General features: G+C 67.8%; 23 protein-coding genes and 1 pseudogene. 15 read left to right on the top strand and 9 right to left on the bottom strand.

Annotated features, from left to right (window positions below; genetic code table 11):
• Positions 1 to 57 precede the first annotated feature (57 nt).
• From ACKY0W_RS19830 to ACKY0W_RS19820, 3 genes and pseudogenes are all read right to left on the bottom strand, one after another.
• Positions 58 to 1,143: pseudogene (locus ACKY0W_RS19830) on the bottom strand (13E12 repeat family protein); the annotation flags it as partial.
• A 12-nt stretch (positions 1,144 to 1,155) separates the two neighbouring features.
• Positions 1,156 to 2,340 (bottom strand): ISL3 family transposase, encoded by a 1,185-nt coding sequence (locus tag ACKY0W_RS19825; RefSeq protein ID WP_409434498.1) that lies wholly within the window; start codon positions 2,338 to 2,340, stop codon positions 1,156 to 1,158.
• A 323-nt stretch (positions 2,341 to 2,663) separates the two neighbouring features.
• A complete protein-coding gene (locus ACKY0W_RS19820) occupies positions 2,664 to 3,410 on the bottom strand; it encodes an SIMPL domain-containing protein (protein ID WP_409435474.1) in 747 nt (248 codons plus the stop codon).
• Positions 3,411 to 3,475: 65 nt separating this feature from the next.
• On the opposite strand from ACKY0W_RS19820, the gene ACKY0W_RS19815 reads away from it, so the two are divergent.
• Positions 3,476 to 4,354 carry an SCO6745 family protein gene (locus tag ACKY0W_RS19815; protein ID WP_409435473.1) on the top strand — a complete coding sequence of 293 codons (879 nt, stop codon included), beginning with the start codon at positions 3,476 to 3,478 and terminating at the stop codon, positions 4,352 to 4,354.
• Here ACKY0W_RS19815 and ACKY0W_RS19810 read toward each other — a convergent pair.
• The 3 genes from ACKY0W_RS19810 to ACKY0W_RS19800 are packed head-to-tail and all read right to left on the bottom strand — an operon-like array spanning position 4,344 to position 7,557.
• On the bottom strand, positions 4,344 to 5,360 hold the full coding sequence (locus ACKY0W_RS19810) for a zinc-binding dehydrogenase (RefSeq protein WP_409435472.1): 1,017 nt from the start codon (positions 5,358 to 5,360) through the stop codon (positions 4,344 to 4,346). The two genes, ACKY0W_RS19815 and ACKY0W_RS19810, sit on opposite strands and share 11 nt — an antisense overlap.
• Positions 5,360 to 6,565, bottom strand: a complete 1,206-nt coding sequence (locus ACKY0W_RS19805; protein ID WP_409435471.1) for an LLM class flavin-dependent oxidoreductase — start codon at positions 6,563 to 6,565, stop codon at positions 5,360 to 5,362. Before ACKY0W_RS19805 ends, ACKY0W_RS19810 begins: the two co-directional genes overlap by 1 nt.
• Positions 6,562 to 7,557 carry an alpha/beta fold hydrolase gene (locus ACKY0W_RS19800; protein WP_409435470.1) on the bottom strand — a complete coding sequence of 332 codons (996 nt, stop codon included), beginning with the start codon at positions 7,555 to 7,557 and terminating at the stop codon, positions 6,562 to 6,564. The genes ACKY0W_RS19805 and ACKY0W_RS19800 overlap by 4 nt, the downstream gene beginning before the upstream one ends.
• 139 nt (positions 7,558 to 7,696) lie before the next feature.
• On the opposite strand from ACKY0W_RS19800, the gene ftsH reads away from it, so the two are divergent.
• The 14 genes from ftsH (at position 7,697) to clpC1 (ending at position 22,418) form a co-directional block, all read left to right on the top strand.
• A complete protein-coding gene (gene ftsH / locus ACKY0W_RS19795; RefSeq protein ID WP_409435469.1) occupies positions 7,697 to 10,081 on the top strand; it encodes an ATP-dependent zinc metalloprotease FtsH in 2,385 nt (794 codons plus the stop codon).
• 16 nt (positions 10,082 to 10,097) lie between these two features.
• The gene (gene folE / locus ACKY0W_RS19790; RefSeq protein ID WP_406759782.1) at positions 10,098 to 10,676 is read left to right on the top strand and encodes a GTP cyclohydrolase I FolE; all 579 of its coding nucleotides are present in this window, start codon (positions 10,098 to 10,100) and stop codon (positions 10,674 to 10,676) included.
• A complete protein-coding gene (folP, locus tag ACKY0W_RS19785; protein WP_409435468.1) occupies positions 10,673 to 11,509 on the top strand; it encodes a dihydropteroate synthase in 837 nt (278 codons plus the stop codon). The genes folE and folP overlap by 4 nt, the downstream gene beginning before the upstream one ends.
• Positions 11,502 to 11,891, top strand: coding sequence for a dihydroneopterin aldolase (folB, locus tag ACKY0W_RS19780; protein ID WP_409435467.1), 390 nt, complete (start codon positions 11,502 to 11,504; stop codon positions 11,889 to 11,891). The genes folP and folB overlap by 8 nt, the downstream gene beginning before the upstream one ends.
• Complete coding sequence (gene folK / locus ACKY0W_RS19775) at positions 11,888 to 12,406, top strand: 2-amino-4-hydroxy-6-hydroxymethyldihydropteridine diphosphokinase (protein ID WP_409435466.1); 519 nt, start codon at positions 11,888 to 11,890, stop codon at positions 12,404 to 12,406. Before folB ends, folK begins: the two co-directional genes overlap by 4 nt.
• Positions 12,406 to 12,891 (top strand): DUF3180 domain-containing protein, encoded by a 486-nt coding sequence (locus tag ACKY0W_RS19770; RefSeq protein WP_409435465.1) that lies wholly within the window; start codon positions 12,406 to 12,408, stop codon positions 12,889 to 12,891. Before folK ends, ACKY0W_RS19770 begins: the two co-directional genes overlap by 1 nt.
• A 105-nt stretch (positions 12,892 to 12,996) precedes the next feature.
• Entirely contained in the window at positions 12,997 to 14,376 is a 1,380-nt protein-coding gene (locus ACKY0W_RS19765) for a DUF6779 domain-containing protein (RefSeq protein WP_409435464.1), read from the top strand.
• Between the two features lie 128 nt (positions 14,377 to 14,504).
• Positions 14,505 to 15,407 carry a Rossmann-like and DUF2520 domain-containing protein gene (locus tag ACKY0W_RS19760; RefSeq protein WP_409435463.1) on the top strand — a complete coding sequence of 301 codons (903 nt, stop codon included), beginning with the start codon at positions 14,505 to 14,507 and terminating at the stop codon, positions 15,405 to 15,407.
• Complete coding sequence (gene panC / locus ACKY0W_RS19755; RefSeq protein ID WP_409435462.1) at positions 15,404 to 16,339, top strand: pantoate--beta-alanine ligase; 936 nt, start codon at positions 15,404 to 15,406, stop codon at positions 16,337 to 16,339. The genes ACKY0W_RS19760 and panC overlap by 4 nt, the downstream gene beginning before the upstream one ends.
• Positions 16,339 to 16,755, top strand: a complete 417-nt coding sequence (panD, locus tag ACKY0W_RS19750) for an aspartate 1-decarboxylase (RefSeq protein WP_406759688.1) — start codon at positions 16,339 to 16,341, stop codon at positions 16,753 to 16,755. The genes panC and panD overlap by 1 nt, the downstream gene beginning before the upstream one ends.
• A 2-nt stretch (positions 16,756 to 16,757) precedes the next feature.
• Positions 16,758 to 17,570, top strand: a complete 813-nt coding sequence (locus ACKY0W_RS19745; RefSeq protein WP_406759689.1) for a type III pantothenate kinase — start codon at positions 16,758 to 16,760, stop codon at positions 17,568 to 17,570.
• Between the two features lie 50 nt (positions 17,571 to 17,620).
• The gene (lysS, locus tag ACKY0W_RS19740; protein WP_409435461.1) at positions 17,621 to 19,144 is read left to right on the top strand and encodes a lysine--tRNA ligase; all 1,524 of its coding nucleotides are present in this window, start codon (positions 17,621 to 17,623) and stop codon (positions 19,142 to 19,144) included.
• Between the two features lie 115 nt (positions 19,145 to 19,259).
• Positions 19,260 to 19,595, top strand: coding sequence for a histone-like nucleoid-structuring protein Lsr2 (lsr2, locus tag ACKY0W_RS19735; RefSeq protein WP_024442366.1), 336 nt, complete (start codon positions 19,260 to 19,262; stop codon positions 19,593 to 19,595).
• A gap of 294 nt (positions 19,596 to 19,889) precedes the next feature.
• Positions 19,890 to 22,418, top strand: coding sequence for an ATP-dependent protease ATP-binding subunit ClpC (gene clpC1 / locus ACKY0W_RS19730; protein WP_409435460.1), 2,529 nt, complete (start codon positions 19,890 to 19,892; stop codon positions 22,416 to 22,418).
• A gap of 68 nt (positions 22,419 to 22,486) precedes the next feature.
• Here the strand turns inward: clpC1 and ACKY0W_RS19725 are convergent, their stop codons facing one another.
• The 3 genes from ACKY0W_RS19725 to mhuD are packed head-to-tail and all read right to left on the bottom strand — an operon-like array spanning position 22,487 to position 24,847.
• On the bottom strand, positions 22,487 to 23,140 hold the full coding sequence (locus ACKY0W_RS19725) for a dihydrofolate reductase family protein (RefSeq protein WP_409435459.1): 654 nt from the start codon (positions 23,138 to 23,140) through the stop codon (positions 22,487 to 22,489).
• A 38-nt stretch (positions 23,141 to 23,178) separates the two neighbouring features.
• On the bottom strand, positions 23,179 to 24,525 hold the full coding sequence (locus ACKY0W_RS19720) for a serine hydrolase (RefSeq protein WP_409435458.1): 1,347 nt from the start codon (positions 24,523 to 24,525) through the stop codon (positions 23,179 to 23,181).
• 4 nt (positions 24,526 to 24,529) lie between these two features.
• Positions 24,530 to 24,847, bottom strand: coding sequence for a mycobilin-forming heme oxygenase MhuD (mhuD, locus tag ACKY0W_RS19715; protein WP_024442369.1), 318 nt, complete (start codon positions 24,845 to 24,847; stop codon positions 24,530 to 24,532).
• Positions 24,848 to 24,861: the final 14 nt, after the last annotated feature.

The following is a 24,861-nucleotide window of genomic DNA, read 5'->3' as shown; positions in this document are numbered from 1 at the left end:
CGGCGCCAATCGAGGTCAGAGTCAGGCCGCCGTCGCGGGTGACACCTCATCATCTCTGTCGATGTCGCACTCGAGCGCCGGACGGTCACAACCGGGCCAGCGGCACGTCATGTCCCGGCACCGCACAAAGTCCGCCAGCGCCTTCGAAGGCACATACCCCGACTCCGGCGGGGCATCGCCGGGATGCATCAACGACACCAACCGGGCCGATCGGGCGAGCTCGGCGATCAACTCCGGCGGGATCAGCCCATCAGCCTCCACCAACGAACCCGGCTCATCACCAGTCCCATCCACGGTGGCCTGCTCAGCGATCACATGAATCACCACCGGCGACACTGCCGCACGCCCCCCCGCCACACAATCCGGACGCCCGCACCGGCAACCCAGCCGATCCGCCCGCGCCGCCAACGCCCCCATCGCATCGGCACGCCGCTGCTCCCGCGTGCGTGGATCGTGCTCACACACCGTGGCCGCCAACGCATCCAGCGCCTTCCCCAGGGCACGGGCATCGGGGGTGAACAAGCTGCCGTAAACCTCCGAGAGCCCGCCCTCTTGGTCCTGAAACCCGATCTTCCGCTCCGCTTGGCGCTCCTTGCGGCGCCGCACCGCATCAGCGTCGGCCTTGGCCACGATCTTGTCGATCTTTCCCGCCAACCGACTCCTGGTCAGGGACGGCCAACGCACCACCTGCGCCGCCAACTGGCCATCGACCAGCGCCAACACCTCACGATTAGCAATCAGATCCGTGCGATACACCATCGTCTGAAACAACCTCATATCGATGTCGCCGGCCTTGAACACCTCCGCCACCTGCGGCAACTGCTCACGCATCGCCCGCGCATAGTGCAACCGACTGCCCGCCAACCCCTGACTGATCCGCAACGCCGCCGCCACCTCAGCAGCCACCGCCGCCTCAGTATCGACCGCCCACTCCTGCGTCTCACCACAGCGACTCAACCGCAGCGCAAACAACTCCCCGATCGCCACCAACTGCGCCGCCGCCGCCCGATTCTCCGCCCGACCCGCCGCACAGATCCGCTCCACCAACGCAGCCGACTCCGGCGTCACCGACGGATAACGCCGCTCAAACCGCTCACTGAGCCGCGCGACCGACTCCGCGGAGGGAAGCGTTCGTTCGAACATATGTGCGACTCCTCAGGTTTGTGTGGGGAGTTTGGGGTGTAGGCCGCCGAGGCAGAGGTAGATCATTGAGCTCAGGGTTTGGGCGGAGTGGTGTCCGTAGCCGCGGGCGTTGATGAGTCGGATCTTGGCGTTGATGCCTTCGATGAGGGCGTTGCTGATGCCGAGTTCGATCGCGGCCAGAATGGGTTCGAAGTAAGCCTCGAAGCGTTTTCCCAGCGCGACGAACGCGGGGATGCGGGAACGCTTGGCTGCGGTGATCCAGGCTTTGAGCAATCTGCGGGCGACACCGGGTTCGTGGTCGTAGCGGTAGAGGTCGCGCGCTTGTTCTTTGAGGGTCCAGGCTCGGCCTATACGACGGTTGGTGCGTGCGATCTGGTTGACCAGGGCGCGTTTTTCGTCGTTGAGTTTGTTCTCGCCGGTACGCAGCGCCCATCGGGCGGCTTTCCAGTCCGCTGTGGCGTACCCGGGTAGGCGGATCGATTCGGCGAAGACGCGGTCCAGGGCACGGTTGACCCATTGCATGATGTGGAAGCCGTCGTAGCAGATGGTCGCGTGTGGGACCGCTGCGGTGGTGGCGGCGGTGTAGGCGGCTGAGACGTCCATGCTGACGGCTTCGATCTGTGCCAGTGAGCAATCCGTCTGGGCGGCATAGAAGTTGGTCAGTGATTGCTCGCTGCGGCCGGGTTGGATGTCGACGACGGTTCCGGTGTCGTGGTCGCCGATGATGGTCAGGTATCGGTGGGGGTGGCGGTAGCAGATCTCGTCGACCCCGATGCGGTAGAGCGTCTGCAGGCGGCGCTGATCAAGCAGCTCGGCCACGCCGCGGGTGATGATCGCGGTGACGGTTTCCCAGGCGCAGCGCATTAACGTGGCCACCGAGGTGCGGTCGGTGCGTTGGGCCAGCCAGAGCACCATGTCCTCGAAGTCGCGGGTATGACGCGCGCCGGGACGGGCCCAGGGCAGTTCTTCGGTGATCACCCCGCAGTCTGGGCAGTCGATGCGGCGAATCTCGTAGACCAGCCACAGCTGTGATCGAGCCAAATCCAGATGGCGCCAGCGCCGGCGCCGGCGGTCATAAATGGACCGTGAGTGTTTGCCGCATGGGCAGCGCAGCAGCCTGGCCTTTGGGCGCAGGCTGACCTCGATCTCACCGCCGTCGATGGCGACATCGGTGACCGTGGCTCCGGGAATCTGCAATAGGCGGTTAAATGCAGTACTGACGCGCACGCGGATCGTTCCTTGCGGTTGAGGTTGGTGTGGTAACCCCGAAACCTAGAGGCGCACCGCGTGCGCGTCCCTCATTTCACCGACGAACCGTCAAATCCTATTGCAGCGCAGACCAATATCGCCCTGAGCAGGGAAAAGGCGCCCACTAGAACCCTAGGAGCGCCACATATGTTCGATTGTACGCGTCTCCACTGACTCAAACTTTCTGACAGGGTCGCCAGTTGTGGATAACTGCGGTCACTGCCGGAAGGCTGTGGAGTGAGATCTGACTACGGATCAGAAGGTTGGGAGTCTTAGCTCAGCTCCCAGATCGCCGTCACGGTGAAGCTCACGGTCTGCTGTCCTGGCTCGACCGGGGGAGCGGCGGCCATCGCGCGGGGCATCGGCATCCCCACCGGCATCGGCGGCGGCGTTCCTCCGGCGATCTCGGAGATCGAGATCACCTGTCCGAGCCGCAGGCCCGACAGCTGGGCGTACTGCTCGGCGCGGTCCTTGGCGTCGTTGAAGGCCCGCTCCCGGGCGCCGCGCACCAATGCCGAGTCGTCCTCGATGGAGTAGCTCACCCCATTGATCCGGGTGGCGTCGCCGCCGGCCCGCACGATGACCGCCAGCACCTGGGAGGCGGAATCGCGCTCGACCTTGACCCGGATGGTGTTGCCGGCGCGGTAACCGGTGATGTTCGCCGACCCGCTGGCGTCGGGATTGCCGTACTGCGGCTGCAGGCTGACCTGAGTGGTGCTGATGTCCTTGCGGTCCACGCCGGCGTCCACCAGTGCGTCGATCACCGCCTGCTGACGCTCGCTGGTCTGGTTCATCGCGCTGGTGACATCTCCGGCGACGAACTCGATCCCCGCCTCGGTGGTCAGCGTGTCAGGCACCCCCTGGACCTCGCCGGTGCCCACCACAGTCACCTGACGTGGGATGTCCGTCCCGCTGCCGCCCGGTGCGGCGTCGCAGCCGGCCATCGCGAGCGCGGCCACGCCGGCCAGCGCCAGCGTCATCGACCAGCGGAGAACCATCCGGGCACTGTGTGTCGGCATGAGTGGCACCTTATCGGAGTCGACGCAGACACCGGCGGAAAAGATCCATGCGGCACACTGAGGCGATGACCTCCGCGCCGTCGCGAGCCCTGTCCAGCGCCATCGAGCCGTTCGCCGGCCAGGTGTACTTCTCCCCGGAGTGTCACCGCGGCTACGCGGCACTCGGTTTCGGCGCCAGCCCCGCAACAACCGATGGGGTCGAAATGCCGGACGGGCCAGCGTACTTCTGCAGCCGGGGTTCCGCGCTGGGCCAGGCGCCCGGCGACGTGATCGCCGCGACGTTCGGGGTGTTCAATCCGGCCGTGGTCGTTCCCGCCGTCGGTTACGGCTGGAAGCTGACCGATGCGCCGACCATCCGAGCGGCGCGTACCGAGGGTGCGGTGGCTCAGCTGCGCCGGGTCCTGGGTGCAGCTCCCGACGGCATTGAGCGCGCCGTGGAGCTGCTGCGCCGCGCCGTGGATGGTCTCTCGGTGGCCGGCAAGCCGCTGTTCGCCGGGCTGGTTGCCGACGGTCTGGCCGGTGAGCCGCTGACCGATGCCTGGCTGTTGGCCGACCAGCTCCGCGAATTCCGTGGCGACGCGCACGTGAACGCCTGGGTCGCAGCGGGATTCGATGCCGTCGAGATCGGACTGATCACCGAGCTCTATCGCGGATTCCCGCCGCGCACCTACGTCCGGTCCCGGGCGTGGAGCGATGACGACTTGGCCGGGGGTGAGGCCCGGCTGGCAGAGCGCGGCCTGGCGCGCGCCGGCGTGCTCAGCGATGCCGGGCGCGCCGCGCGCGAGGCGGTCGAGACGTCAACCGATGCGGCATGTGCTCCGGTCGTGGGCCGCCTCGGTGACGACCTGGGTGAATTGGTGGAACTGGTGGGAGGGTGGTCGAAGCAGCTGGTCGACGCCGGTGGCTTCCCGAAGGCGTGGCTGGGCGCTTCGGCTACGGGGTAACCAGGATCTTGCAGTGCCGGTCGGGGTCGGCCAGCTCGTCGAAGGCCGCGCCCACGCCGTCGAGTCCGACCTCGCCGGTGATCAGCGGTGCCACATCGATGTGGCCCTCGGCGATGGCCCGCAGTGACGCGGCGAATTCCGCCGGGTCGTAGGCCAGTACGAACTGCACGCTGATTTCCTTGGCGATGCCGTAGAACGGGTGCACGGTGTCAGATTCCATGCACACGCCGGCCACCACTAGCCGGCTGCCCACCGGCGCTCGCCGCAGCACGTCGTCGATGATGCCCGGCACCCCGACCGCCTCGAAGATCACCTTCGGGGTGACGGTGTCGAACGGCGAGCCCTGCGCCGGATCGAGCGTGCGATGCGCACCCATTCTGGCGGCAAGTCCTCGCCGGGCGGGCGAATAGTCAGCGGCCGCAATGTCTTCCACCCCTGCGGTGCGCAAGGCGGCGATGATCGCCATCCCGATCGGTCCGCAGCCCAGCACCAGCGCAGTCTCGCCGGCCGCGATGCCGGATTTGTTGACCGCGTGCAGGCCCACCGCCATCGGTTCGGTCAGCGCGGCGTGGCGGGGATCCAGCCCGTTGGGGATCGGCACCAGCAGCGGGGCCGACAGCAGCATCTTCTCGGCGTAGCCGCCCACCGTGGTGTTGGAGTAGACGATCGGTTCAATACCCTTGGCGGCCAGCAGGACCGGTATGGAGGTGATCGGTGTTCCGGCGGCAAACGTGTCGGTGCCGGGACCGGCTTCGAGCACCGTCGCACTGAACTCGTGGCCCATGAAGATATCGGCGCCCAGATCGACGGACGCACGGGAGGACGGGCTGCCGGACATGGCCTGCGTCGCGGCCAGCACCTGCTCGCCATGCGAGGCGAAATGCAGGTCTGATCCGCAGATGCCGCAGGCGGTCACCTCGACGAGCACCTGGCCCGGACCGGGCGTCGGCTCGGGCACGTCGTCGCGGTAGATCATCCGCCCGTCGCGCAGCACCGCCGCGCGCATCAGTGCGAACTATCCGTTTCGGGGGGCGCGGACTCGGCCACGTGCTCGACGACGGCGTTCGTGATCGCCTCGCCGACCCGGCCGAACAGTGAGTCGCGCATGCCGCGGGCCCATTCGTGCGACGCCCTAGGCGCGGTGAGCTGGCCCTTGAAGTGGGGAATCACCTTGCGAGCCAACAGCTCGTAGCTGTGATACGTGGCCTCGGGTGAGGCCCAGTCGTGCCCGAGGAACAGCAAGGTTCCGAATCCTCCGGAGCGCTCCAACAGCCCGGTGATGTGTTCGATCGCGTCATCGGGGGTGCCGATGCAGCTACTCCCGGCCGCGGCGTACGCCTCGACGAACTCGGTCGGCGTCTGCGGCGATCCTTCGACTTCGCTTGCCAGCGGTACGAACCCGGCCGCGCCGAAGTAGTTCGCGAAATCCTGCAGCCCGTATGTGCAGTCGGCCACCGCCTGCTCGCGGGTGTCGGCGATGTGCATGATGCTCAGCACCCGCCAGTCACCCCGATCCGGCTCGTCGCGGCCGGCCTTGGCGGCCTGATCGCACACCACCTGCCAGGTGTTCTCCAGTGCAGCGAAGCCGCCCGGCACCGACATCGACAGGGACAGCAGTGAAGTGCCCAGCGCGCCGGCCAACCGCGGGCCGGACGGCGAAATCATAGCGGCCGCAGAAACTTCCGGGTATGGCCAGGTGTAAGGGCGAATATGCAGGGCCGCGTCGCGCAGGGTGAACCAGTCCGAATGCCGGGTGATCAATTCGCCCGGCTCAGCCCGGAACAGTGCCAGGATCGCCTCCAGGGACTCCTGCATCATCCGGCGCTGCTCGACGGGATCGATGCCCATCATGTGGGCGTCGGTGGGCAGGGCGCCCGGCCCCGCGCCGAACATCACTCGGCCGCGCGTCAGATGATCCAGCAGTACCCAACGGTCGGCCACCATCAACGGGTGGTGATAGGGCAGCGAAACCACGCCGGTGCCCAGCCGGATGTGCTTGGTGCGCTCCGCGGCCGCGGCGATGAACACCTCGGGGCAGGCGATGAGCTCGTAGCCGCCCGAATGGTGTTCGCCGAACCAGGCTTCGTCGAAGCCCAGCCGGTCCAGAGCGACGACGCGTTCCAGGTCATATTCCAGTGCGACCGTCGGTGATTGACCTAGCGCGTGAAACGGCGTGATGAAGACCCCGAAGCGCAGCGGCCGGGCGGTCACGATGCCGCTCCCGCCGGCAGGCCCGCCAGAAATTCCAGCAGCACCGTGTTGACCTCGTCAGGCCGCTCCTGCTGCAGCCAGTGGCCGGCGCCGTCGATGATCACCTCGCGGTAGGGGCCGGTCACCAGCTCGGCGGCCCGGTCGCGGCGGGTGAAGGTCAGCACCGGGTCGGCGGATCCGGCGATGAACATGGTCGGGACGTCGATGGTGGCGGCGGCCGGATTGGTCATGATCTCCCAGTTGCGGTCGAGGTTGCGGTACCAGTTCAGCCCACCGGTGAACCCGGTGCGGGTGAATTCGGCGATGTAGTGGTCCAGTTCGGTGGCGCTGATCCACTCCGGTCGCGCCGCCGGCTCGGCCAGTCGATCGATGAAACCCATCGGCCCGGGCGCGACCATCAGCAGCGCCGTGTCGTGGTCGGCCGGGCTGAGGCTGCCCATCATCCGGCGCATGGTGCGGGCGGGATCGGCATCCAGTTCCGCATCGGCGACGCCCGGTTCCTGGAAATAGAGCATGTAGAAGAAGTTCTCGCCGAAGACCTTGGCGAACGCCTCGGTCGGCGGCAGTTGCGGGCGGGGCACCGGCGGCACGCTGAGCCCCACCACCGCGGCCACCCGCTCGGGGTGCAACTGCGCGGCGTTCCACACCACCGGACCGCCCCAATCGTGGCCGATCCAGATTGCCTGCTCGGCGCCGACGTCGTCCAACAGGCCGACCAGATCGCCGGTGAGTGCTGCCATGTCGTAGGCCGCGATCTCGTCGGGTCGCGACGAGCCGCCGTAGCCGCGCTGATCGGGGGCCAGCACGTGAAAGCCCGCGTCGGCCAGGGCCGGGATCTGATGTCGCCAGGAGAAGGCCAACTCCGGGAATCCGTGCGCCAAGAGGATGACCGGGGCACTGGGCCCGTTTCGCTCGCCCGCTTCGGTGACCCGCAGGGTCACGCCGTTGGTGTCGACGAATCGTTGAGTTGCTCGTTCGATTGCGGGAGCCACCGTCACACCAAAGCACAACCGGGCCGGGATCGAACAGGGTTCCCGAGTCCGGCCAGGCAGGTTAACCGCAAGGGACGGTAGCCTGAACATGCCCAGCTGCATGTATTGGAAGGATTTGGCCGCGCCCGGCCGATGTCTGATGAATCGCAAAAACGTGATCCGCACCGTAACCGCGATCGCAGTGGTGTTGCTGCTCGGTTGGTCGTTCTTCTATTTCAGTGACGACACCCGCGGATACAAGCCGGTCGACACCTCGGTGGCGGTGGCCCAGATCCACAGCGGCAACGTCAAGAGCGCCCAGCTCGACGACCGCGAGCAACAGCTGCGGCTGGTCCTGAAGACTCCGCTCACCAGTGTCGAGGTGACCGACAAGGCCGGCCAGTCGGGCAAAGCCGACAAGCCCGGCCGGGCCGAGAAGGTCGACAAGCTGATCACCAAGTACCCGACCGGGTACGCGGTTCCGCTCTACACCGCGTTGACGGCGAAGAAGGCCCAGATCAACACCGTGGTGAACCAGGGCAGCCTGCTCGGGTCACTGCTGATCTACATGTTGCCGATGTTGCTGCTGATCGGGTTGTTCGTGATGTTCTCCCGCATGCAGGGCGGTGCCCGCATGGGCTTCGGCATGGGCAAATCACGGGCCAAACAGCTGGGCAAGGACATGCCCAAGACCACCTTCGCCGACGTCGCCGGCGTGGATGAGGCGGTCGAAGAGCTCTACGAGATCAAAGACTTCCTGCAGAACCCGGGCCGCTACCAAGCCCTGGGCGCCAAGATCCCCAAAGGCGTGCTGCTCTACGGCCCGCCCGGCACCGGTAAGACGCTGCTGGCCCGCGCGGTCGCCGGTGAGGCAGGCGTGCCCTTCTTCACCATCTCCGGCTCGGACTTCGTGGAGATGTTCGTCGGCGTCGGTGCCTCCCGGGTGCGGGACCTGTTCGAACAGGCCAAACAGAACAGCCCGTGCATCGTGTTCGTGGACGAGATCGACGCCGTCGGCCGCCAGCGCGGCGCCGGCATGGGCGGTGGACACGACGAGCGGGAGCAGACCCTCAACCAATTGCTGGTCGAGATGGACGGGTTCGGCGAGCGGGCCGGGGTCATCCTGATCGCGGCCACCAACCGGCCCGACATCCTCGACCCCGCGCTGCTGCGCCCCGGCCGGTTCGACCGCCAGATCCCGGTGACCAACCCCGACATCGCCGGGCGGCGGGCGGTGTTGCGGGTGCATTCGGCGGGCAAGCCGATCGGCCCTGACGCCGACCTGGATGGGCTGGCCAAGCGCACCGTCGGCATGTCCGGCGCCGATCTGGCCAACGTGATCAACGAAGCGGCGCTGCTGACCGCGCGCGAGAACGGCACCGTCATCACCGGCGCGGCACTGGAAGAAGCGGTGGACCGGGTGATCGGCGGCCCCCGGCGCAAGGGCCGGATCATCAGCGAACACGAGAAGAAGATCACTGCTTACCACGAGGGCGGCCACACCCTGGCGGCGTGGGCGATGCCCGACATCGACCCGGTCTACAAGGTCACCATCCTGGCTCGCGGCCGTACCGGCGGGCACGCGGTGGCGGTGCCCGAGGAAGACAAGGGACTGCGCACCCGCTCGGAGATGATCGCCCAGCTGGTCTTCGCCATGGGCGGGCGCGCCGCCGAAGAACTGGTGTTCCGCGAGCCGACCACCGGAGCGGTCTCCGACATCGAGAAGGCCACCGCGGTCGCGCGGGCCATGGTCACCGAATACGGCATGAGCGCCAAGCTCGGCGCGGTTCGCTACGGCACCGACCACGGCGATCCGTTCGTCGGACGTGCGATGGGTAAGCAGGCCGACTACTCGCACGAAGTGGCCCGCGACATCGACGACGAGGTACGCAAACTGATCGAGGCCGCGCACACCGAGGCCTGGGAGATCCTCACCGAATACCGCGATGTCCTCGACATCCTGGCCGGCGAGCTGTTGGAGAAGGAGACGCTGCACCGCGCCGACCTGGAGAAGATCTTCGGCGACGTGAACAAGCGGCCCCGGCTGACGGCGTTCGACGACTTCGGCGGGCGGGTCCCGTCCGACAAGCCGCCGATCAAGACCCCCGGTGAGCTGGCCATCGAGCGTGGCGAGCCGTGGCCGCAGCCGAAGCCGGAACCGGCGTTCAAGGCCGCCATCGCTCAGGCGTCCCGGGAGGCGGCGGCCCGGGCGGGTGAAGCCGGGCCCAACGGCAGCAACGGTGTGCCCGCCGGCGGTGACGCGGGCACCCAACCGGACTATGGGGCCCCGGCGGGCTGGCACGCGCCGGGTTGGCCGCCCTCCCAGCAGTCGCAGCCCCAGCAGCAGGGCGGCTACTGGTATCCGCCTCAGCACTGGCCGCCCAGTGGTTACCCGCCCGCCCAGCACTACCCGCCCTATCAGCACCGGCCCCAGCCGTACCCCGGTGCCGGCCAGCCGCCGCCACCGCCGGCATCGTCCGGTGAGGCCGATGGCGGTGGTCGTGGCACGGAGAACAAGCGGTCCGAGCAGCCGTCCGGTGACTGAGAAAGCGGGGTCGACGATGACGTCGGCAATTTTCGATCAGGCGCGGGCCGAGGCCGCCGTGCGCGAGCTGCTGCTCGCGGTGGGCGAAGACCCCGACCGGGCGGGCCTGCTCGACACTCCGGCGCGGGTCGCACGGGCCTATCAGGAGATGTTCGCCGGGCTCTACACCGACCCGGACGCGGTGCTGGAGACCACCTTCGACGAGCAGCACGAAGAGTTGGTGATCGTCAAGGAGATCCCGCTCTACTCGACCTGCGAGCACCACCTGGTGTCTTTTCACGGTGTCGCGCACGTCGGGTACATCCCCGGCTACGACGGCCGGATCACCGGTCTGTCCAAGCTGGCGCGGGTGGTGGATCTCTACGCGAAGCGGCCGCAGGTGCAGGAGCGGTTGACCGCGCAGGTTGCCGACGCCCTGATGCGCAAACTCAATCCACGCGGAGTCATCGTGGTGGTCGAGGCTGAGCACCTCTGCATGGCGATGCGCGGAGTGCGCAAGCCCGGTGCGATCACCACTACGTCGGCGGTCCGCGGACAGTTCAAATCCGACAGCACGTCGCGCGCTGAGGCCCTGGAACTCATTCGGCGCAAGTGAGCCCGACACGCGTGCAGGTCGTCGGGGTGGTCAACGTCACCGCCGACTCGTTCTCCGACGGCGGCCGCTACCTCAACGTCGACCGTGCCGTTGCGCACGGCTGCCGGCTGGCGGACCAGGGTGCGGCGATCATCGACGTGGGGGGTGAATCGACCCGGCCGGGCGCGCTGCGTGCCGATCCGCGGGCGGAGGCTCAGCGGGTCGTTCCGGTCGTGAAACAACTTGCTGAGCAAGGTATCACCGTCAGCATCGATACGATGAACGCCGCCGTCGCCGATGCCGCGCTGGACGCCGGCGCCACGATCGTCAACGACGTGTCCGGAGGAGCCGCCGACCCGGCCATGGCACCGCTGTTGGCTTCCTCGGGTGCACGATGGGTGCTGATGCATTGGCGGCCGGTCGATCCGGACAATCCACATCGGGTGCCGTGCTACCGCGACGTGGCGGCCGAGGTCCGTGAGGATCTGCTCGCCTCCGTCGACACGGCTGTGGCCGCCGGTGTGGATCCCTCGCAGCTGATCATCGATCCTGGCCTGGGCTTCGCCAAGACCGCGCAACACAATTGGGCCCTGCTGCATGGGCTGCCGCAATTGGTCGGTCTCGGCGTGCCGGTTCTGGTTGGCGCGTCACGCAAGCGGTTTCTCGGTACGCTGCTGGCCAGCGAGGACGGTACGCCGCGGCCGCCCGACGAGCGCGAAACGGCCACCGCGGTGATATCGGCGTTGTCCGGGCTGCACGGCGCCTGGGGCGTGCGGGTGCACGACGTGCGAGCCTCGGTCGACGCGCTACGTGTCCTGGGAGCCTGGAGCCAAGGAGGTGCGAGCCGTGACTGATCGGATTGAGCTGCGCGGCTTGAAGGTTCGTGGCAATCACGGTGTGTTCGAGCACGAGCGGGCTGACGGCCAGGACTTCATCGTCGACATCACGGTCTGGATGGACCTCGCCGCCGCGGCGACCAGTGACAACTTGGCCGACACCTACGACTACGGACTGCTCGCGCAGCGCGCCGCGAATATCATCGCCGGCCCGGCTCGCGATCTCATCGAGACCGTCGCCGCTGAGATCGCCGAGGAGGTGATGGGCGACGCACGAGTGCAGGCCGTGGAGGTGACGCTGCACAAGCCGCACGCCCCCATCCCGCTCACCTTCGCCGACGTCGCGGTGGTGGCGCGGCGCTCACGCAGCGACCGGCGCGGCAAGGTGGTTCCGGCGTGAGTCGCGCGGTTCTTTCCATTGGGTCCAACCTGGGGGACCGGTTGGCCCTGATCCAGTCGGCGGTCGACGGCCTGAGCCCGGCCGTGCGCGCCGTATCGGGGGTGTACGAGACGCAGGCGTGGGGCGGCGTCGAACAGGGGCCCTTCCTCAATGCGGTGCTGATCGTCGAGGACCCGGCCACCGATGCGCACGGCTGGTTGCGCCGCGCGCACGAACTGGAGCAGGCGGCCGAGCGGGTGCGCATCCAGCGATGGGGGCCGCGGACCCTGGATGTCGACGTGATCAGCTGCCACGACACCGGGGGCACGGAGGTGCTGTCGGACGACGACGAGCTGACGTTGCCCCATCCCCGGGCCCATCTGCGTGCGTTCGTACTGGTGCCCTGGCTGGCGGTAGAGCCGCAGGCACGACTCACGGTGGGCGGCCGGCCGCGTGCGGTGACGGATCTGCTCGACGAGCTGGAACCGGCGGAGCGGGCCGGGGTGTCGCTCACCGATTCGGGGCTGCAGCTCTGATGGGCCCGACTCGCAAGCGTGACGTGGCCGCCGCGGCCGCCGTGGTCGCGATCATCAGCTACCTGGCGGTCCCGCTGCTGTACCGATGGTTCCCGCCGATCACTGTGTGGACCGGGATATCGCTGCTGGCGGTCGCGATCGCCGAGCTGGCCTGGGGCCGCTACGTCGGCGCGAAGATCGACGACGGTCAGATCGGCGCCGGAGCCGGCCGGCTGCATCCGCTTGCGGTGGCCCGCACCGTGGTGGTTGCCAAGGCGTCGGCCTGGATGGGGGCGCTGGTGCTGGGCTTCTGGCTGGGCGTGCTCGGCTATCTGCTGCCGCGCCGGTCCACCCTGCACGTCGCGGATCAGGACACCGGCGGGGCGGTGGTCGCGGCGGCCAGCGCGCTGGCTCTGCTCATCGCCGCGCTGTGGTTGCAGAACCGCTGCAAATCGCCGCACGATCCGGGCCCGTCCACCGAGCTGACCGGAAATCAAGCCGGGTAAGAATCGCCGGAGCGGGGCGACACGCGGATTGACCTCGTACAGGTACAGTCGGGCAATGCGCGCCAGCAACGATACGGGACAGAGCGACGAGGTGGAGCGGCGCAGATGAATTCGGTCCTGTCCCGCGCCCCGGGTCGGCGTGGAGTTCGCAGGCCGGGCTGGACATTGATGACGGCGTTGCTGATTCTTGCGATCGCCGCGAGTTCGGCGCTGGTGTTCACCAGTCGGGTGGAGCTGCTCAAACTGGCAGTCATCATCGCGCTGTGGGCCGCGGTCGCGGCGGCATTCGTGTCGGTGATCTATCGGCGGCAAAGCGATGTCGACCAGGCGCGGGCGCGCGACCTGAAATTGGTGTACGACCTGCAATTGGATCGCGAGATTTCCGCTCGGCGCGAGTATGAGCTGACGGTGGAGTCCCAGCTGCGCCGTGAGCTGGCCTCTGAACTGCGGGCGCAGGCCGCCGACGAGGTCGCGGCCCTGCGGTCGGAGTTGGCAGCGCTGCGCACCAACCTGGAGATCCTCTTCGACGCCGACCTGAGCCACCGGCCGGCGCTCGAGCCTGAGCGCACCCCGGTCCGTGCCTACAGCGACTGGGCGCGCTCGGGCGGAGAACCCTCCACCGGCGCGACCCGAGTCGCGTCGGCGGCCACCTCGATGTACCCGCCGGACTCGGTCACCCAGACCGCGGAGAACCCGATCATCGACGTCCCGGAGGTGCGGATTCCGGCCGCCGGGAACCCCACACCGCAGGCGCCGCAGGCGCCGCACGCCGAGGGCCGCCGCGGTTCGCATCGCCGGCGTGCCGACGAGACACCCCGGCGTAGCGCCGAAGAGTCACCACGGCGGGCCCCCGACGAGACGCCGCCACCGCAACCGGCCGCCGCCCGTTGGGCGCAGCCGCCGCAGCCCTTCATCGCTCCCGAACCGCGCCGTGAGCCGGAACCGCCGCAGCCCCCGCCGGCCCCCCAGCCTCCCCGGGCCGCCGCGCCGACCCCATCCTGGAAACCCGTTGGTGCCGAAGGGGAATGGCTGCCGCCTGGCGCACCGGGTAGCAACTGGTCCGCGGAGGTTCCGGCCGACACCGGGCGGCACGGGGCACCCGACCACAGCGCGGAAGCGCCGAGCCGACACGGTCGCCACGCAGACCCCGCCGAATCCGTCGCCGGTCCGCCGGTCAACGGCGCCGAGCCGGCACCCAACGAGGGAGGGGGGCGCCGGCGGGCGCGCTCCCGGCACGCGGCGGAGCCGGCCGGCGACCATGCCCGGCCGGCGCAGGACGACGCCACGCCCCCGGTAACCGCCGAACCGCAGCCGGCCGAGCCGCCGGCTCCCGCCCACGCCAGTGCGCCCGCGTCCCGGCATTCCGCAGGCGCCGACGGGAGCGCCGAGGGCCCCAGCACCGGCGGCCAGTCGGTGGCCGACCTGCTGGCCCGGCTGCAGCCCACCGCAGGCGAAGGGCGCCGGCACCGCCGTCGCGAGGGGTAATCCGCGGCCAACTGCGACCAACGTCACTCGCAGCGCCGCGACCGATCGGGATAGACTCACCGGCGACCGTCCGGTACCCGCAGCGCGGGACTGGAACGAATACCAAGAGAACCTGTGAGGTCGTCTGCATGGCGCAGTTCGACGGACTGCGGCCCGCCCGGCTCAAGGTCGGCATCATTTCGGCTGGCCGCGTAGGCACCGCACTCGGTGTCGCGCTGGAGCGCGCCGAGCATGTGGTGGTGGCCTGCAGCGCCATCTCCGAGGAGTCGCGCCAGCGCGCCCGGCGCCGGCTGCCCGACACCCTGGTGCGGCCGGCACCCGATGTGGCCGCGGACGCTGAATTGCTGCTGCTCGCCGTTCCCGACACCGAACTGGCCGGCATAGTGTCCGGCCTGGCCGCCACCGGTGCGGTGCGGGCCGGCACGATCGTGGTGCACACCTCCGGCGCCGCCGGGATCGGCGTTCTTGCGCCGCTGACGCAGCAGGGCTGCCTGCCGCTGGCCATCCATCCCGCGATGACTTTCACCGGCTCGGATGAGGACATCGACCGGTTGTCGGAGAGCTGCTTCGGCATCACCGCTGGCGACGAGATCGGCTACGCCGTCGCTGAAGCGCTGACCTGCGAGATCGGCGCCGCGCCGTTCCGGGTCGAGGAGTCCGCCCGCACCCTCTATCACGCCGCGCTCTGTCACGGCGGAAACCATGTGGTGACCGTGATCGACGACGCGCTGGCGGCGTTGCGGGCGGCGTTGCCGGGGCGGATCGGCTCAGTGGCGGCCGATGACCCGGACGGGATTGCCGAGCGGGTGCTCGGACCGCTGGTGCGTGCCGCACTGGCCAACACCCTGCGTGACGGGCGGGCCGCGCTGACCGGGCCGGTGGCCCGCGGCGACTCGGCCACCCTGGCCCGGCACCTGGGCGCCCTGGCCGATGTGGACCCGGACCTAGCCGAGGCATATCGCACCAACGCGCTGCGCACCGCGCACCGCGCCGGTGCCGCCGACGACGTACTGGAGGTGCTGGCCCGATGAGCCCGAACACGTCCCGGGGTCCGCAGCCCACCTTCACCGCCGGCGGGTTCAACGTCTACGAACGCCCGGATGATGTCGCCCGGGTCAGCCGCGCGCTGCGGTCGACCGGTCGCCGGGTGATGCTGGTGCCGACCATGGGCGCCCTGCACGACGGCCACCTGTCGCTGATTCGAGCGGCGCAGCGAGTGCCCGGTTCGGTGGTCGCGGTGTCGATCTTCGTCAACCCGCTGCAGTTCGGCGCCGGTGAGGACCTCGACGCCTACCCACGCACCCTGGATGCCGATCTGACCGCGTTGCGCGCCGCGGGCGTAGACCTGGTTTTCACGCCGACTGCCGCGGCCATGTACCCGAACGGCCCGCGTACCGCGGTGCACCCGGGTCCGCTGGGAGCCGAACTCGAAGGTGCCGCGCGCCCGACCCACTTCGCCGGCATGCTCACCGTGGTCGCCAAATTGCTGTCGATCGTGAGCCCCGACCGGGTGTTCTTGGGCGAGAAGGACTATCAGCAGTTGGTGTTGGTGCGGCAGATGGTCACCGACCTCAACCTCGACGTGACCGTGGTCGGCGTGCCCACCGTGCGCGAATCCGACGGCCTGGCGATGTCGTCACGCAACCGCTACCTCAACGCGGCGCAGCGTGAAGCGGCGACGGCCCTGTCGGCGGCCCTGGCTGCCGGTGAGCGCGCGGCCGCGGCCGGCGCACCAGCGGCGCTGGACGCCGCCGCCGCGGTGCTGTCCGCGGTCCCTGTCGTCGACGTCGACTACCTGCAGGTACGAGGGGTCGACCTCGGCCCGGCACCCACCGACGGACCCGGACGGCTGCTGATCGCCGCCCGGGTGGGTTCGACCCGACTGCTCGACAACGCGGCGATCACGCTCGGACTTCCCATCGACGCCGACGTGGCGTTAGCCGCACAAACCCGGAGGAATTGATGTTTCGGACGATGCTCAAGTCGAAGATTCACCGTGCCACCGTCACCCATGCGGACCTGCACTATGTCGGCTCGGTGACCATCGACGCCGATCTGATGGACGCCGCCGACCTGCTCGAGGGTGAGCAGGTCACGATCGTCGACATCGACAACGGCGCCCGGCTGGTGACCTACGCCATCACCGGCGAGCGGGGCAGCGGTGTCATCGGGATCAACGGTGCGGCAGCGCATCTGGTGCATCCCGGCGACCTGGTCATCCTGATCGCCTACGGCACCATGGAGGACGCCGAGGCCCGCCGTTACCGGCCGCGGATCGTGTTCGTCGACGCCGAGAACAAGCAGGTGGATCTCGGCGATGACCCGGCCTTCGTGCCCGATGACGTCTCGGATCTGCTCTCGCCCAGAAGCGTGCGCTAACCGTGCTGCTGGCGATCGACGTCCGCAACACCCACACCGTCATCGGCCTGATCGCCGGCTCCGGTGATCACGGAAACGTCGTGCAGCAGTGGCGGATCAGGACCGAGGCGGAGATCACTGCGGACGAGCTGGCGCTGACCCTGGACGGACTCATCGGCGACGACGGCGAACAGCTCACCGGTGCCGCCGCACTGTCCACCGTGCCGTCGGTGCTGCACGAAGTTCGGCTGATGCTCGACCAGTACTGGCCCTCGATCCCCGCCGTGTTGATCGAGCCGGGTGTGCGTACCGGGATCCCACTGCTGGTGGACAATCCCAAGGAAGTGGGGGCTGACCGGATCGTCAACGGGTTGGCCGCGTTTCACAAGTTCAAGACGGCGGCGATCGTCGTCGACTTCGGTTCTTCGATCTGCGTCGATGTGGTTTCGGCCAAGGGCGAATTCCTGGGCGGTGCCATCGCGCCCGGCGTCCAGATCTCGTCGGACGCCGCCGCGGCCCGCTCCGCCGGCCTGCGCCGGGTCGAACTCACCCGGCCGCGCTCGGTGATCGGCAAGAACACCGTCGAATGCATGCAGGCCGGTGCGGTCTACGGGTTCGCCGGTCTGGTCGACGGTCTGGTTCGCCGGGTCCGCGAGGAAGCCGCGGGAGCCGGAGACGACGTGACCGTGGTGGCCACCGGTCACTCCGCACCGCTGTTGTTGGCCGATCTGGAGACTGTCGACCATCACGATCCCAACCTCACCCTGGACGGACTGCGGCTGGTGTTCGAACGCAACCGGGACAGTCAGCGGGGCAAACTGCGCCCGGCGCGCTGAGTGCCGCGGGCTTTTCGTCCTGTCGCCCTGTTCCTCTAAGCTGGCGGGTCGTGAGCTCCGCCGATGTATCCCCTGAGACGCAGGACGAATCCGACCTCCCTGAGCAGTTCCGGATCCGACGCGACAAGCGAGCTCGGTTGCTGGCCGAAGGCCGTGATCCCTATCCGGTCGCGGTCGATCGCACCCACACACTTGCCCAGATCCGGGCCGACTACCCCGACCTGGAGGCCGACACCGCCACGGGCGACGTCGTCGGCGTCGCGGGTCGGGTGGTGTTCTCCCGCAACTCGGGCAAACTGTGCTTCGCGACCCTGCAGGAGGGCGACGGCACCCAGCTACAGGTGATGATCAGCCTGGCCAGCGTCGGGGAGCAGGAGCTGGAGGCGTGGAAGACCGACGTCGACCTCGGCGACATCGTCTACGTGCACGGCGAGGTGATCAGCTCCCGCCGCGGCGAGCTGTCGGTGCTGGGCGACTCCTGGCAGATGGCGTCGAAGTCATTGCGACCCCTTCCGGTCGCGCACAAGGAGATGAGCGAGGAGTCGCGTGTTCGGCAGCGCTATGTCGACCTGATCGTCCGGCCGGAAGCCCGTACGGTGGCGCGTCAGCGCATCGCGGTCATTCGCGCGGTGCGCAACGCGCTTGAGCGTCGCGGATTCCTTGAGGTCGAAACACCGATGTTGCAGACATTGGCCGGCGGAGCGGCCGCCCGGCCTTTCGTCACTCATTCGAACGCGCTCGACGCGGACCTTTTCCTGAGAATCGCACCAGAACTGTTCCTGAAACGGTGCGTTGTCGGCGGCTTCGACCGGGTCTTCGAACTGAATCGGGTGTTCCGGAATGAAGGCGCTGATTCCACGCATTCGCCCGAGTTTTCGATGCTGGAGACCTACCAGGCCTACGGCACCTATGACGACTCGGCGGTGGCTACCCGAGAGATTATTCAAGAGGTTGCCGATGAGGTGATCGGGACCCGTCAACTGCCGCTGCCCGACGGCAGCATCTACGACATTGACGGTGAATGGGCGACGGTTGAAATGTATCCATCATTGTCGACCGCACTCGGCCAAGAGATCACCCCGGCCACCTCGGTAGCCGACCTGTGGGCGATCGCGGATCGCCTCGGCGTAGAGATCCCCAAAGACCGCGGCTACGGTCACGGGAAACTGGTCGAGGAACTGTGGGAACATGCCGTCGGCCATGCGTTGAGTGCCCCCACTTTCGTCCGGGATTTCCCGGTCGAGACCACGCCGCTGACCCGCCAGCACCGCAGCATCGAGGGTGTCACCGAGAAGTGGGATCTCTATATGCGCGGTGTTGAACTGGCCACCGGCTATTCCGAGCTCGTCGACCCGGTGGTGCAGCGTGAGCGTTTCGCGGAACAGGCGCGCGCGGCGGCTGCCGGCGATGACGAGGCGATGGCGCTCGACGAGGACTTCCTGGCGGCCATGGAACATGCGATGCCGCCCTGCACAGGTACCGGAATGGGTATCGACCGCCTGTTGATGGTGTTGACGGGTCTATCAATTAGGGACACCGTTTTGTTTCCGATTGTTCGTCGTCAAGGCAACTGAACTGCACCGCAGCCTGTTGTGTTGAAGCAGGCGTATTTTTATGGCAGATTAGTCGGCGAGGTCGAATACGGCTTTGCGCACTGTTCGCGCGCAGGAAAGCTACCTAGGGGTACCAATGGCGAAAAAAGTGACCGTCACCTTGATCGATGATTTCGATGGTGAGGGTGCCGCCGACGAAACGGTCGAATTCGGCCTGGACGGGGTGACCTACGAGATCGACCTTTCGAGCAAGAATGCTACAAAACTGCGCGCAGAACTGAAGAAGTGGGCCGACGCAGGCCGTCGGGTCGGAGGTCGCCGGCGTGGACGGTCCGGTGGTGGCCGCCGTGGAACCATCGACCGTGAGCAGAGCGCCGCGATCCGCGAATGGGCCCGCCGCAACGGACACAATGTGTCGACCCGCGGGCGTATCCCGGCCGACATCATCGACGCATTTCACGCCGCAACCTAGCCGGCAGTTCAGCGAGGCTCGACGCAGGAGAGGCGAAACTGGGACCGCCGGATTGGCCCAATGGTTTCGCTGCTGGCGAACCCAGGAGCCGTCGGAAACACATTCGATGGGTTAGACGTTGCTCCCTTGCATCCGGTGCCAGGTCCTTCGGGGCGGGCCATCGGGTGGTCGATTCAGTACGCACTGCAAGGCAGGTCACAGCGCGCTGCGCCGCCCACTAGAGTGGACAGCAGGCACGCCGGCCGAGCCGAGGCCGATCAAGTGCCGATCGCGAGGGAGAGCAGGTAGCCACCGATGTTCGAGAGATTTACCGACCGCGCCCGCAGGGTTGTCGTCCTGGCCCAAGAAGAGGCCCGGATGCTCAACCACAACTACATCGGGACCGAGCACATCCTGCTGGGCCTGATCCACGAGGGCGAAGGCGTAGCCGCCAAGTCGCTGGAGTCCCTGGGCATCTCTTTGGAAGGGGTGCGCAGCCAGGTCGAGGAGATCATCGGCCAGGGCCAGCAGGCGCCGTCCGGGCACATTCCGTTCACCCCGCGCGCCAAGAAGGTGCTCGAGCTGAGTCTGCGCGAGGCGCTGCAGCTCGGCCACAACTACATCGGCACCGAGCACATTCTGCTCGGCCTGATCCGTGAGGGTGAGGGCGTCGCCGCGCAGGTTCTGGTCAAGCTGGGTGCCGACCTCACTCGGGTGCGCCAGCAGGTGATCCAGCTGCTGAGCGGCTACCAGGGCAAGGAGACCGCGGAGGCCGGCACCGGAGGCCGCGGTGGTGAGTCCGGCTCGCCGTCCACCTCGCTGGTGCTCGACCAATTCGGCCGCAACCTGACCGCGGCCGCCATGGAGGGCAAGCTCGACCCGGTCATCGGCCGCGAGAAGGAAATCGAGCGGGTCATGCAGGTGCTGTCCCGGCGCACCAAGAACAACCCGGTGCTGATCGGTGAGCCCGGCGTCGGCAAGACCGCCGTGGTGGAGGGCCTGGCGCAGGCCATCGTGGCCGGCGAGGTCCCCGAGACGCTGAAGGACAAGCAGCTCTACACCCTGGACCTGGGTTCGCTGGTGGCCGGCAGCCGTTACCGCGGTGACTTCGAGGAACGCCTGAAGAAAGTCCTCAAGGAGATCAACACTCGCGGCGACATCATTCTGTTCATCGACGAGCTGCACACCCTGGTGGGTGCCGGTGCGGCCGAGGGCGCGATCGACGCGGCCTCGATCCTCAAGCCGAAGCTGGCTCGCGGTGAACTCCAGACCATCGGCGCCACGACTCTCGACGAGTACCGCAAGTACATCGAGAAGGACGCCGCACTGGAGCGCCGGTTCCAGCCGGTTCAGGTCGGCGAGCCCACCGTCGAGCACACCATCGAGATCCTCAAGGGTCTGCGGGACCGCTACGAGGCCCACCACCGGGTCTCGATCAGCGACTCGGCGATCGTGGCGGCAGCCACCCTGGCCGACCGCTACATCAACGACCGGTTCTTGCCGGACAAGGCGATCGACCTGATCGACGAGGCCGGTGCGCGGATGCGTATCCGCCGGATGACCGCGCCGCCGGACCTGCGTGAGTTCGACGAGAAGATCGCCGACGCACGTCGGGAGAAGGAGTCCGCGATCGACGCGCAGGACTTCGAGAAGGCGGCCAGTCTGCGGGACCGGGAGAAGCAACTCGTTGCGCAGCGCGCCGAGCGCGAAAAGCAGTGGCGCTCAGGCGATCTGGATGTCGTGGCCGAGGTCGATGACGAGCAGATCGCCGAGGTGCTGGGCAACTGGACCGGTATCCCGGTGTTCAAGCTCACCGAGGCCGAGACCACCCGCCTGCTGCGGATGGAAGACGAGCTGCACAAGCGGATCATCGGCCAGGAGGACGCGGTCAAGGCGGTCAGCAAGGCGATCCGGCGTACCCGCGCCGGGTTGAAGGACCCCAAGCGGCCGTCTGGCTCGTTCATCTTCGCCGGCCCGTCCGGTGTCGGTAAGACCGAGCTGTCCAAGGCGCTGGCTGAGTTCCTGTTCGGCGACGACGACGCGCTCATCCAGATCGACATGGGTGAGTTCCACGACCGCTTCACCGCCTCAAGGCTGTTCGGTGCCCCTCCGGGCTACGTCGGCTACGAAGAAGGCGGTCAGCTGACCGAGAAGGTGCGGCGCAAGCCGTTCTCGGTGGTGCTGTTCGACGAGATCGAGAAGGCCCACGCCGAGATCTACAACAGCCTGTTGCAGGTTCTCGAGGACGGCCGGCTCACCGACGGGCAGGGTCGCACGGTGGACTTCAAGAACTGCGTGCTGATCTTCACCTCCAACCTGGGCACCTCCGACATCTCCAAGGCGGTCGGATTGGGCTTCACCCAGGGCGGCGGGGAGAACAACTACGAGCGGATGAAGCTCAAGGTCAACGACGAGCTCAAGAAGCACTTCCGTCCGGAGTTCCTCAACCGCATCGACGACATCATCGTCTTCCACCAGCTCACCAGGGAAGAGATCATCGAGATGGTCGACCTGATGATCGGCCGGGTGGCCAAGCAGCTGCGGGCCAAGGACATGGACATCGCGCTGACCGACAAGGCCAAGTCCTTGCTGGCCAAGCGTGGCTTCGACCCGGTGCTGGGTGCGCGTCCGCTGCGGCGCACCATCCAGCGCGAAATCGAGGACCAGCTCTCGGAGAAGATCCTGTTCGACGAGATCGGTGCAGGTCAGCTGGTCACCGTCGATGTCGACAACTGGGACGGCGAGGGTGCGCACGAGAACGCGGTGTTCACCTTTGCCGGTAGCCAGAAGCCGACCGCCGAGGCGTCCGATCTGGCCAAGGCCGGCGCGCCCACTGGCGAGTAACTGCTACTGACGCGAAGCGGGCGGCACCTTCACTCGAGGTGCCGCCCGTTTCGTTTCCGGCAGACCGGTCAGCTCAGACCTCGGCGCCAGAAGAAGTGATGCACCATCCCACTGGGGCTTGGGACCTGCTCGAGATGGAAACGGTCCACGAGTTCGTCGGGGCTCGTCCACAATCTTTCCCCGCGGCCGAGGTCGACCGGTGCCACCGCGACATGCATCGTGTCGATGAGATCGGCGTCGAGGAACTCGCGCACCGTGGCAACGCCGCCGCCGATGCGCACATCCTTGCCCTGGGCCGCAGACAATGCGCGCGCCAGTGCTTCCTCGGGGGAGGCGTCGAGGAAATGGAAGGTGGTGTCTCCCAGCGTGAAAGATGGCCGCGCATGGTGGGTGAGGACGAACACCGGTGTGCGGAACGGGGGCTCGTCGCCCCACCATCCTTGCCAGTCGTAGTTTTCCCACGGACCCCGCTGTGGACCGAACTTGTTGCGCCCCATGATCTCTGCGCCGATGTTGTTGGCCCAGTCGCGGGTGATGTAGTCATCTAGTCCGAAGCTGCCGCCGGGATCGGTCCGGTTGACCCAGTGCGCGGTGGCACCTGCCCAGGACATGAAGTCCGCCGGATCGGCGTGACCGAACGGACGGTCGCGGCTCTGTCCTTCCCCCGCACCGTATCCGTCGCTGGAAACGCTGAAGTTCTGCACCCGGACCAGTTGTGACATGGGGTCCCTTCCTGGTTGCACTGTGCGGACGGTTCGGGCTAGCGCTGTACGGGCAGCAGGCCGAACGCCTGCTTGGCGACCTGCAGCATCCAGCTGCCGACGCTCTTGCCGTGGTCACGCGGCCAATTGAGCTGGAAGCTGACCACCCATGGCTGACCGCCCCGGTCGACGGCGTACCAACTGAAGGTCAGATCGCCGGGCAGGCCACCGGCTTTGGCGCCGATATAGGGCCAGTCGGTGCGTGGCAGGTCGATGCCACGAACCGCGGACAGGATCTCCCGGACCGGTGCGGCCTTGCCGACCGCAGCGGCCTGCAACGCGACGTGCACCCGGCAGATGTCCTCGGCGCTGCCGTACCACTCGGCGCCGTACGCAGACGCCGGGATGTGCGCACGGATCGGATCCGGCTCATAGGGGCGGGAATCGGCCTGCTGCAGTAGCTTTGCCCGTTCCTGCGGTGAGCCGTGCTGCCACTGCTCGCGCAGGTCTGGTTTGCCCCAGCCCACCGAGAACAGTTCGTACATGGTGGGAAACGGCGTCATGCTGGCCGGGTCGTGGTGGCCGGCCGCGGCCAGCGCGCGCTCGACCGCCCGAGTGCCCACCCGGCCGATGAGCAGATCGGTCGCCATGTTGTCGCTGGTGGCGATCATCTTCTCGGCTGCCCTGCGCACCGAGACGTGGGCGCCGTCGGGCAGTTCCTCGAGTCCGGATGAGCCGACCGCCTTGGCCCGGCCGGTGATGGTCAGGGGGTCATCCCAGGACACCGTCCCGGCCTTCACTTCGTTGGCCACCGCCAGCAGCACATACAACTTGAAGATCGATGCCAGCGGCAGGGGCTGGGCGGTGTTGGCACCGGCCACCGGTTTGCAGACACCACTCTCGATGCGCGAGGCCTGGTAGGAGTACCGCGCGCCGGTCTTGTTCAGCACCGAATCGAGGTCATGCCACGAGCCGATGGTCGGTGCCTCGGTGGTCGGTTTGAACAGGTCGACCATGCCGTTGTCGTCGGTGCGGAGCCTGATGTCCTGCCGAGCGCCGTAGGAGGTGGTCAGGTGCAGGGTGGCCGCGCCGGCGCGAATGTCGACGCTGTCGAGGTGGAACGGCCGGTCCCACCACAGCGATTCCATGGTCGTGACCACCTGCTCGACCTTGTCCGGTGCGGCCAGGGTCGCCACCCCGATCGGGCCGATCGGCCAATCGGAGTTCAGCATGTCCATGGTCTGCTTGGCGCGCAGGCCGGGCGGAGTCTTGGTCGAAATCGTCACGCCGCTGCCGGAACCGTCGTCGGCGGGAGATGCCGGTGAAGGGGCGCAGCCGGCGGCTGCCCCGGCGGCAAGGGGGACCAGGGTCAGAGCGGTCGTCCATGCCGCCAGGTGGCGCCGCACGGGACTAGGCCTGTGCGGCGGTTCCGGCGACGTCAAGCACGACCTCGAACTCCAGCAGTGATGCCCCGGTCGCCACCGGCTTGGCGCGCTGCCCGGCGTGGGCTTCGACGGCGGGTCCCTGCGCCCACGCCTGGAACGCTTCGTCGGACTCCCAGTGCGTCACCACGAAGTAGCGGTCGTCGCCCTTGACGGGGCGCAGCAGCTGGAAGCCAAGAAAACCGGGCTGGTTCTCCACCGCGTGCGCGCGATTTGCAAACCGTTTCTCCAGTTCGGGCCCGGCGTCGGCGGGCACCTCGATTGCATTGATCTTCACCACTGACATGGGCCTAGGCTACC

The organism is Mycobacterium sp. SMC-14, from assembly GCF_046250075.1.
In the GTDB taxonomy this organism is placed as follows: domain Bacteria; phylum Actinomycetota; class Actinomycetes; order Mycobacteriales; family Mycobacteriaceae; genus Mycobacterium.
The sequence above is the reverse complement of the archived record's forward strand: the minus strand, read 5'-3'. Positions and strand labels throughout refer to the sequence as shown.

Coding starts and splice junctions, on each gene's coding strand:
- ACKY0W_RS19820 (WP_409435474.1), bottom strand. CDS start 3,410: ATGCCGACACACAGTGCCCGGATGGTTCTCCGCTGGTCGATGACGCTG.
- ACKY0W_RS19815 (WP_409435473.1), top strand. CDS start 3,476: ATGACCTCCGCGCCGTCGCGAGCCCTGTCCAGCGCCATCGAGCCGTTC.
- ACKY0W_RS19810 (WP_409435472.1), bottom strand. CDS start 5,360: ATGCGCGCGGCGGTGCTGCGCGACGGGCGGATGATCTACCGCGACGAC.
- ftsH (WP_409435469.1), top strand. CDS start 7,697: ATGAATCGCAAAAACGTGATCCGCACCGTAACCGCGATCGCAGTGGTG.
- folE (WP_406759782.1), top strand. CDS start 10,098: ATGACGTCGGCAATTTTCGATCAGGCGCGGGCCGAGGCCGCCGTGCGC.
- ACKY0W_RS19770 (WP_409435465.1), top strand. CDS start 12,406: ATGGGCCCGACTCGCAAGCGTGACGTGGCCGCCGCGGCCGCCGTGGTC.
- ACKY0W_RS19765 (WP_409435464.1), top strand. CDS start 12,997: ATGAATTCGGTCCTGTCCCGCGCCCCGGGTCGGCGTGGAGTTCGCAGG.
- ACKY0W_RS19760 (WP_409435463.1), top strand. CDS start 14,505: ATGGCGCAGTTCGACGGACTGCGGCCCGCCCGGCTCAAGGTCGGCATC.
- panC (WP_409435462.1), top strand. CDS start 15,404: ATGAGCCCGAACACGTCCCGGGGTCCGCAGCCCACCTTCACCGCCGGC.
- panD (WP_406759688.1), top strand. CDS start 16,339: ATGTTTCGGACGATGCTCAAGTCGAAGATTCACCGTGCCACCGTCACC.
- lsr2 (WP_024442366.1), top strand. CDS start 19,260: ATGGCGAAAAAAGTGACCGTCACCTTGATCGATGATTTCGATGGTGAG.
- clpC1 (WP_409435460.1), top strand. CDS start 19,890: ATGTTCGAGAGATTTACCGACCGCGCCCGCAGGGTTGTCGTCCTGGCC.
- ACKY0W_RS19725 (WP_409435459.1), bottom strand. CDS start 23,140: ATGTCACAACTGGTCCGGGTGCAGAACTTCAGCGTTTCCAGCGACGGA.
- mhuD (WP_024442369.1), bottom strand. CDS start 24,847: ATGTCAGTGGTGAAGATCAATGCAATCGAGGTGCCCGCCGACGCCGGG.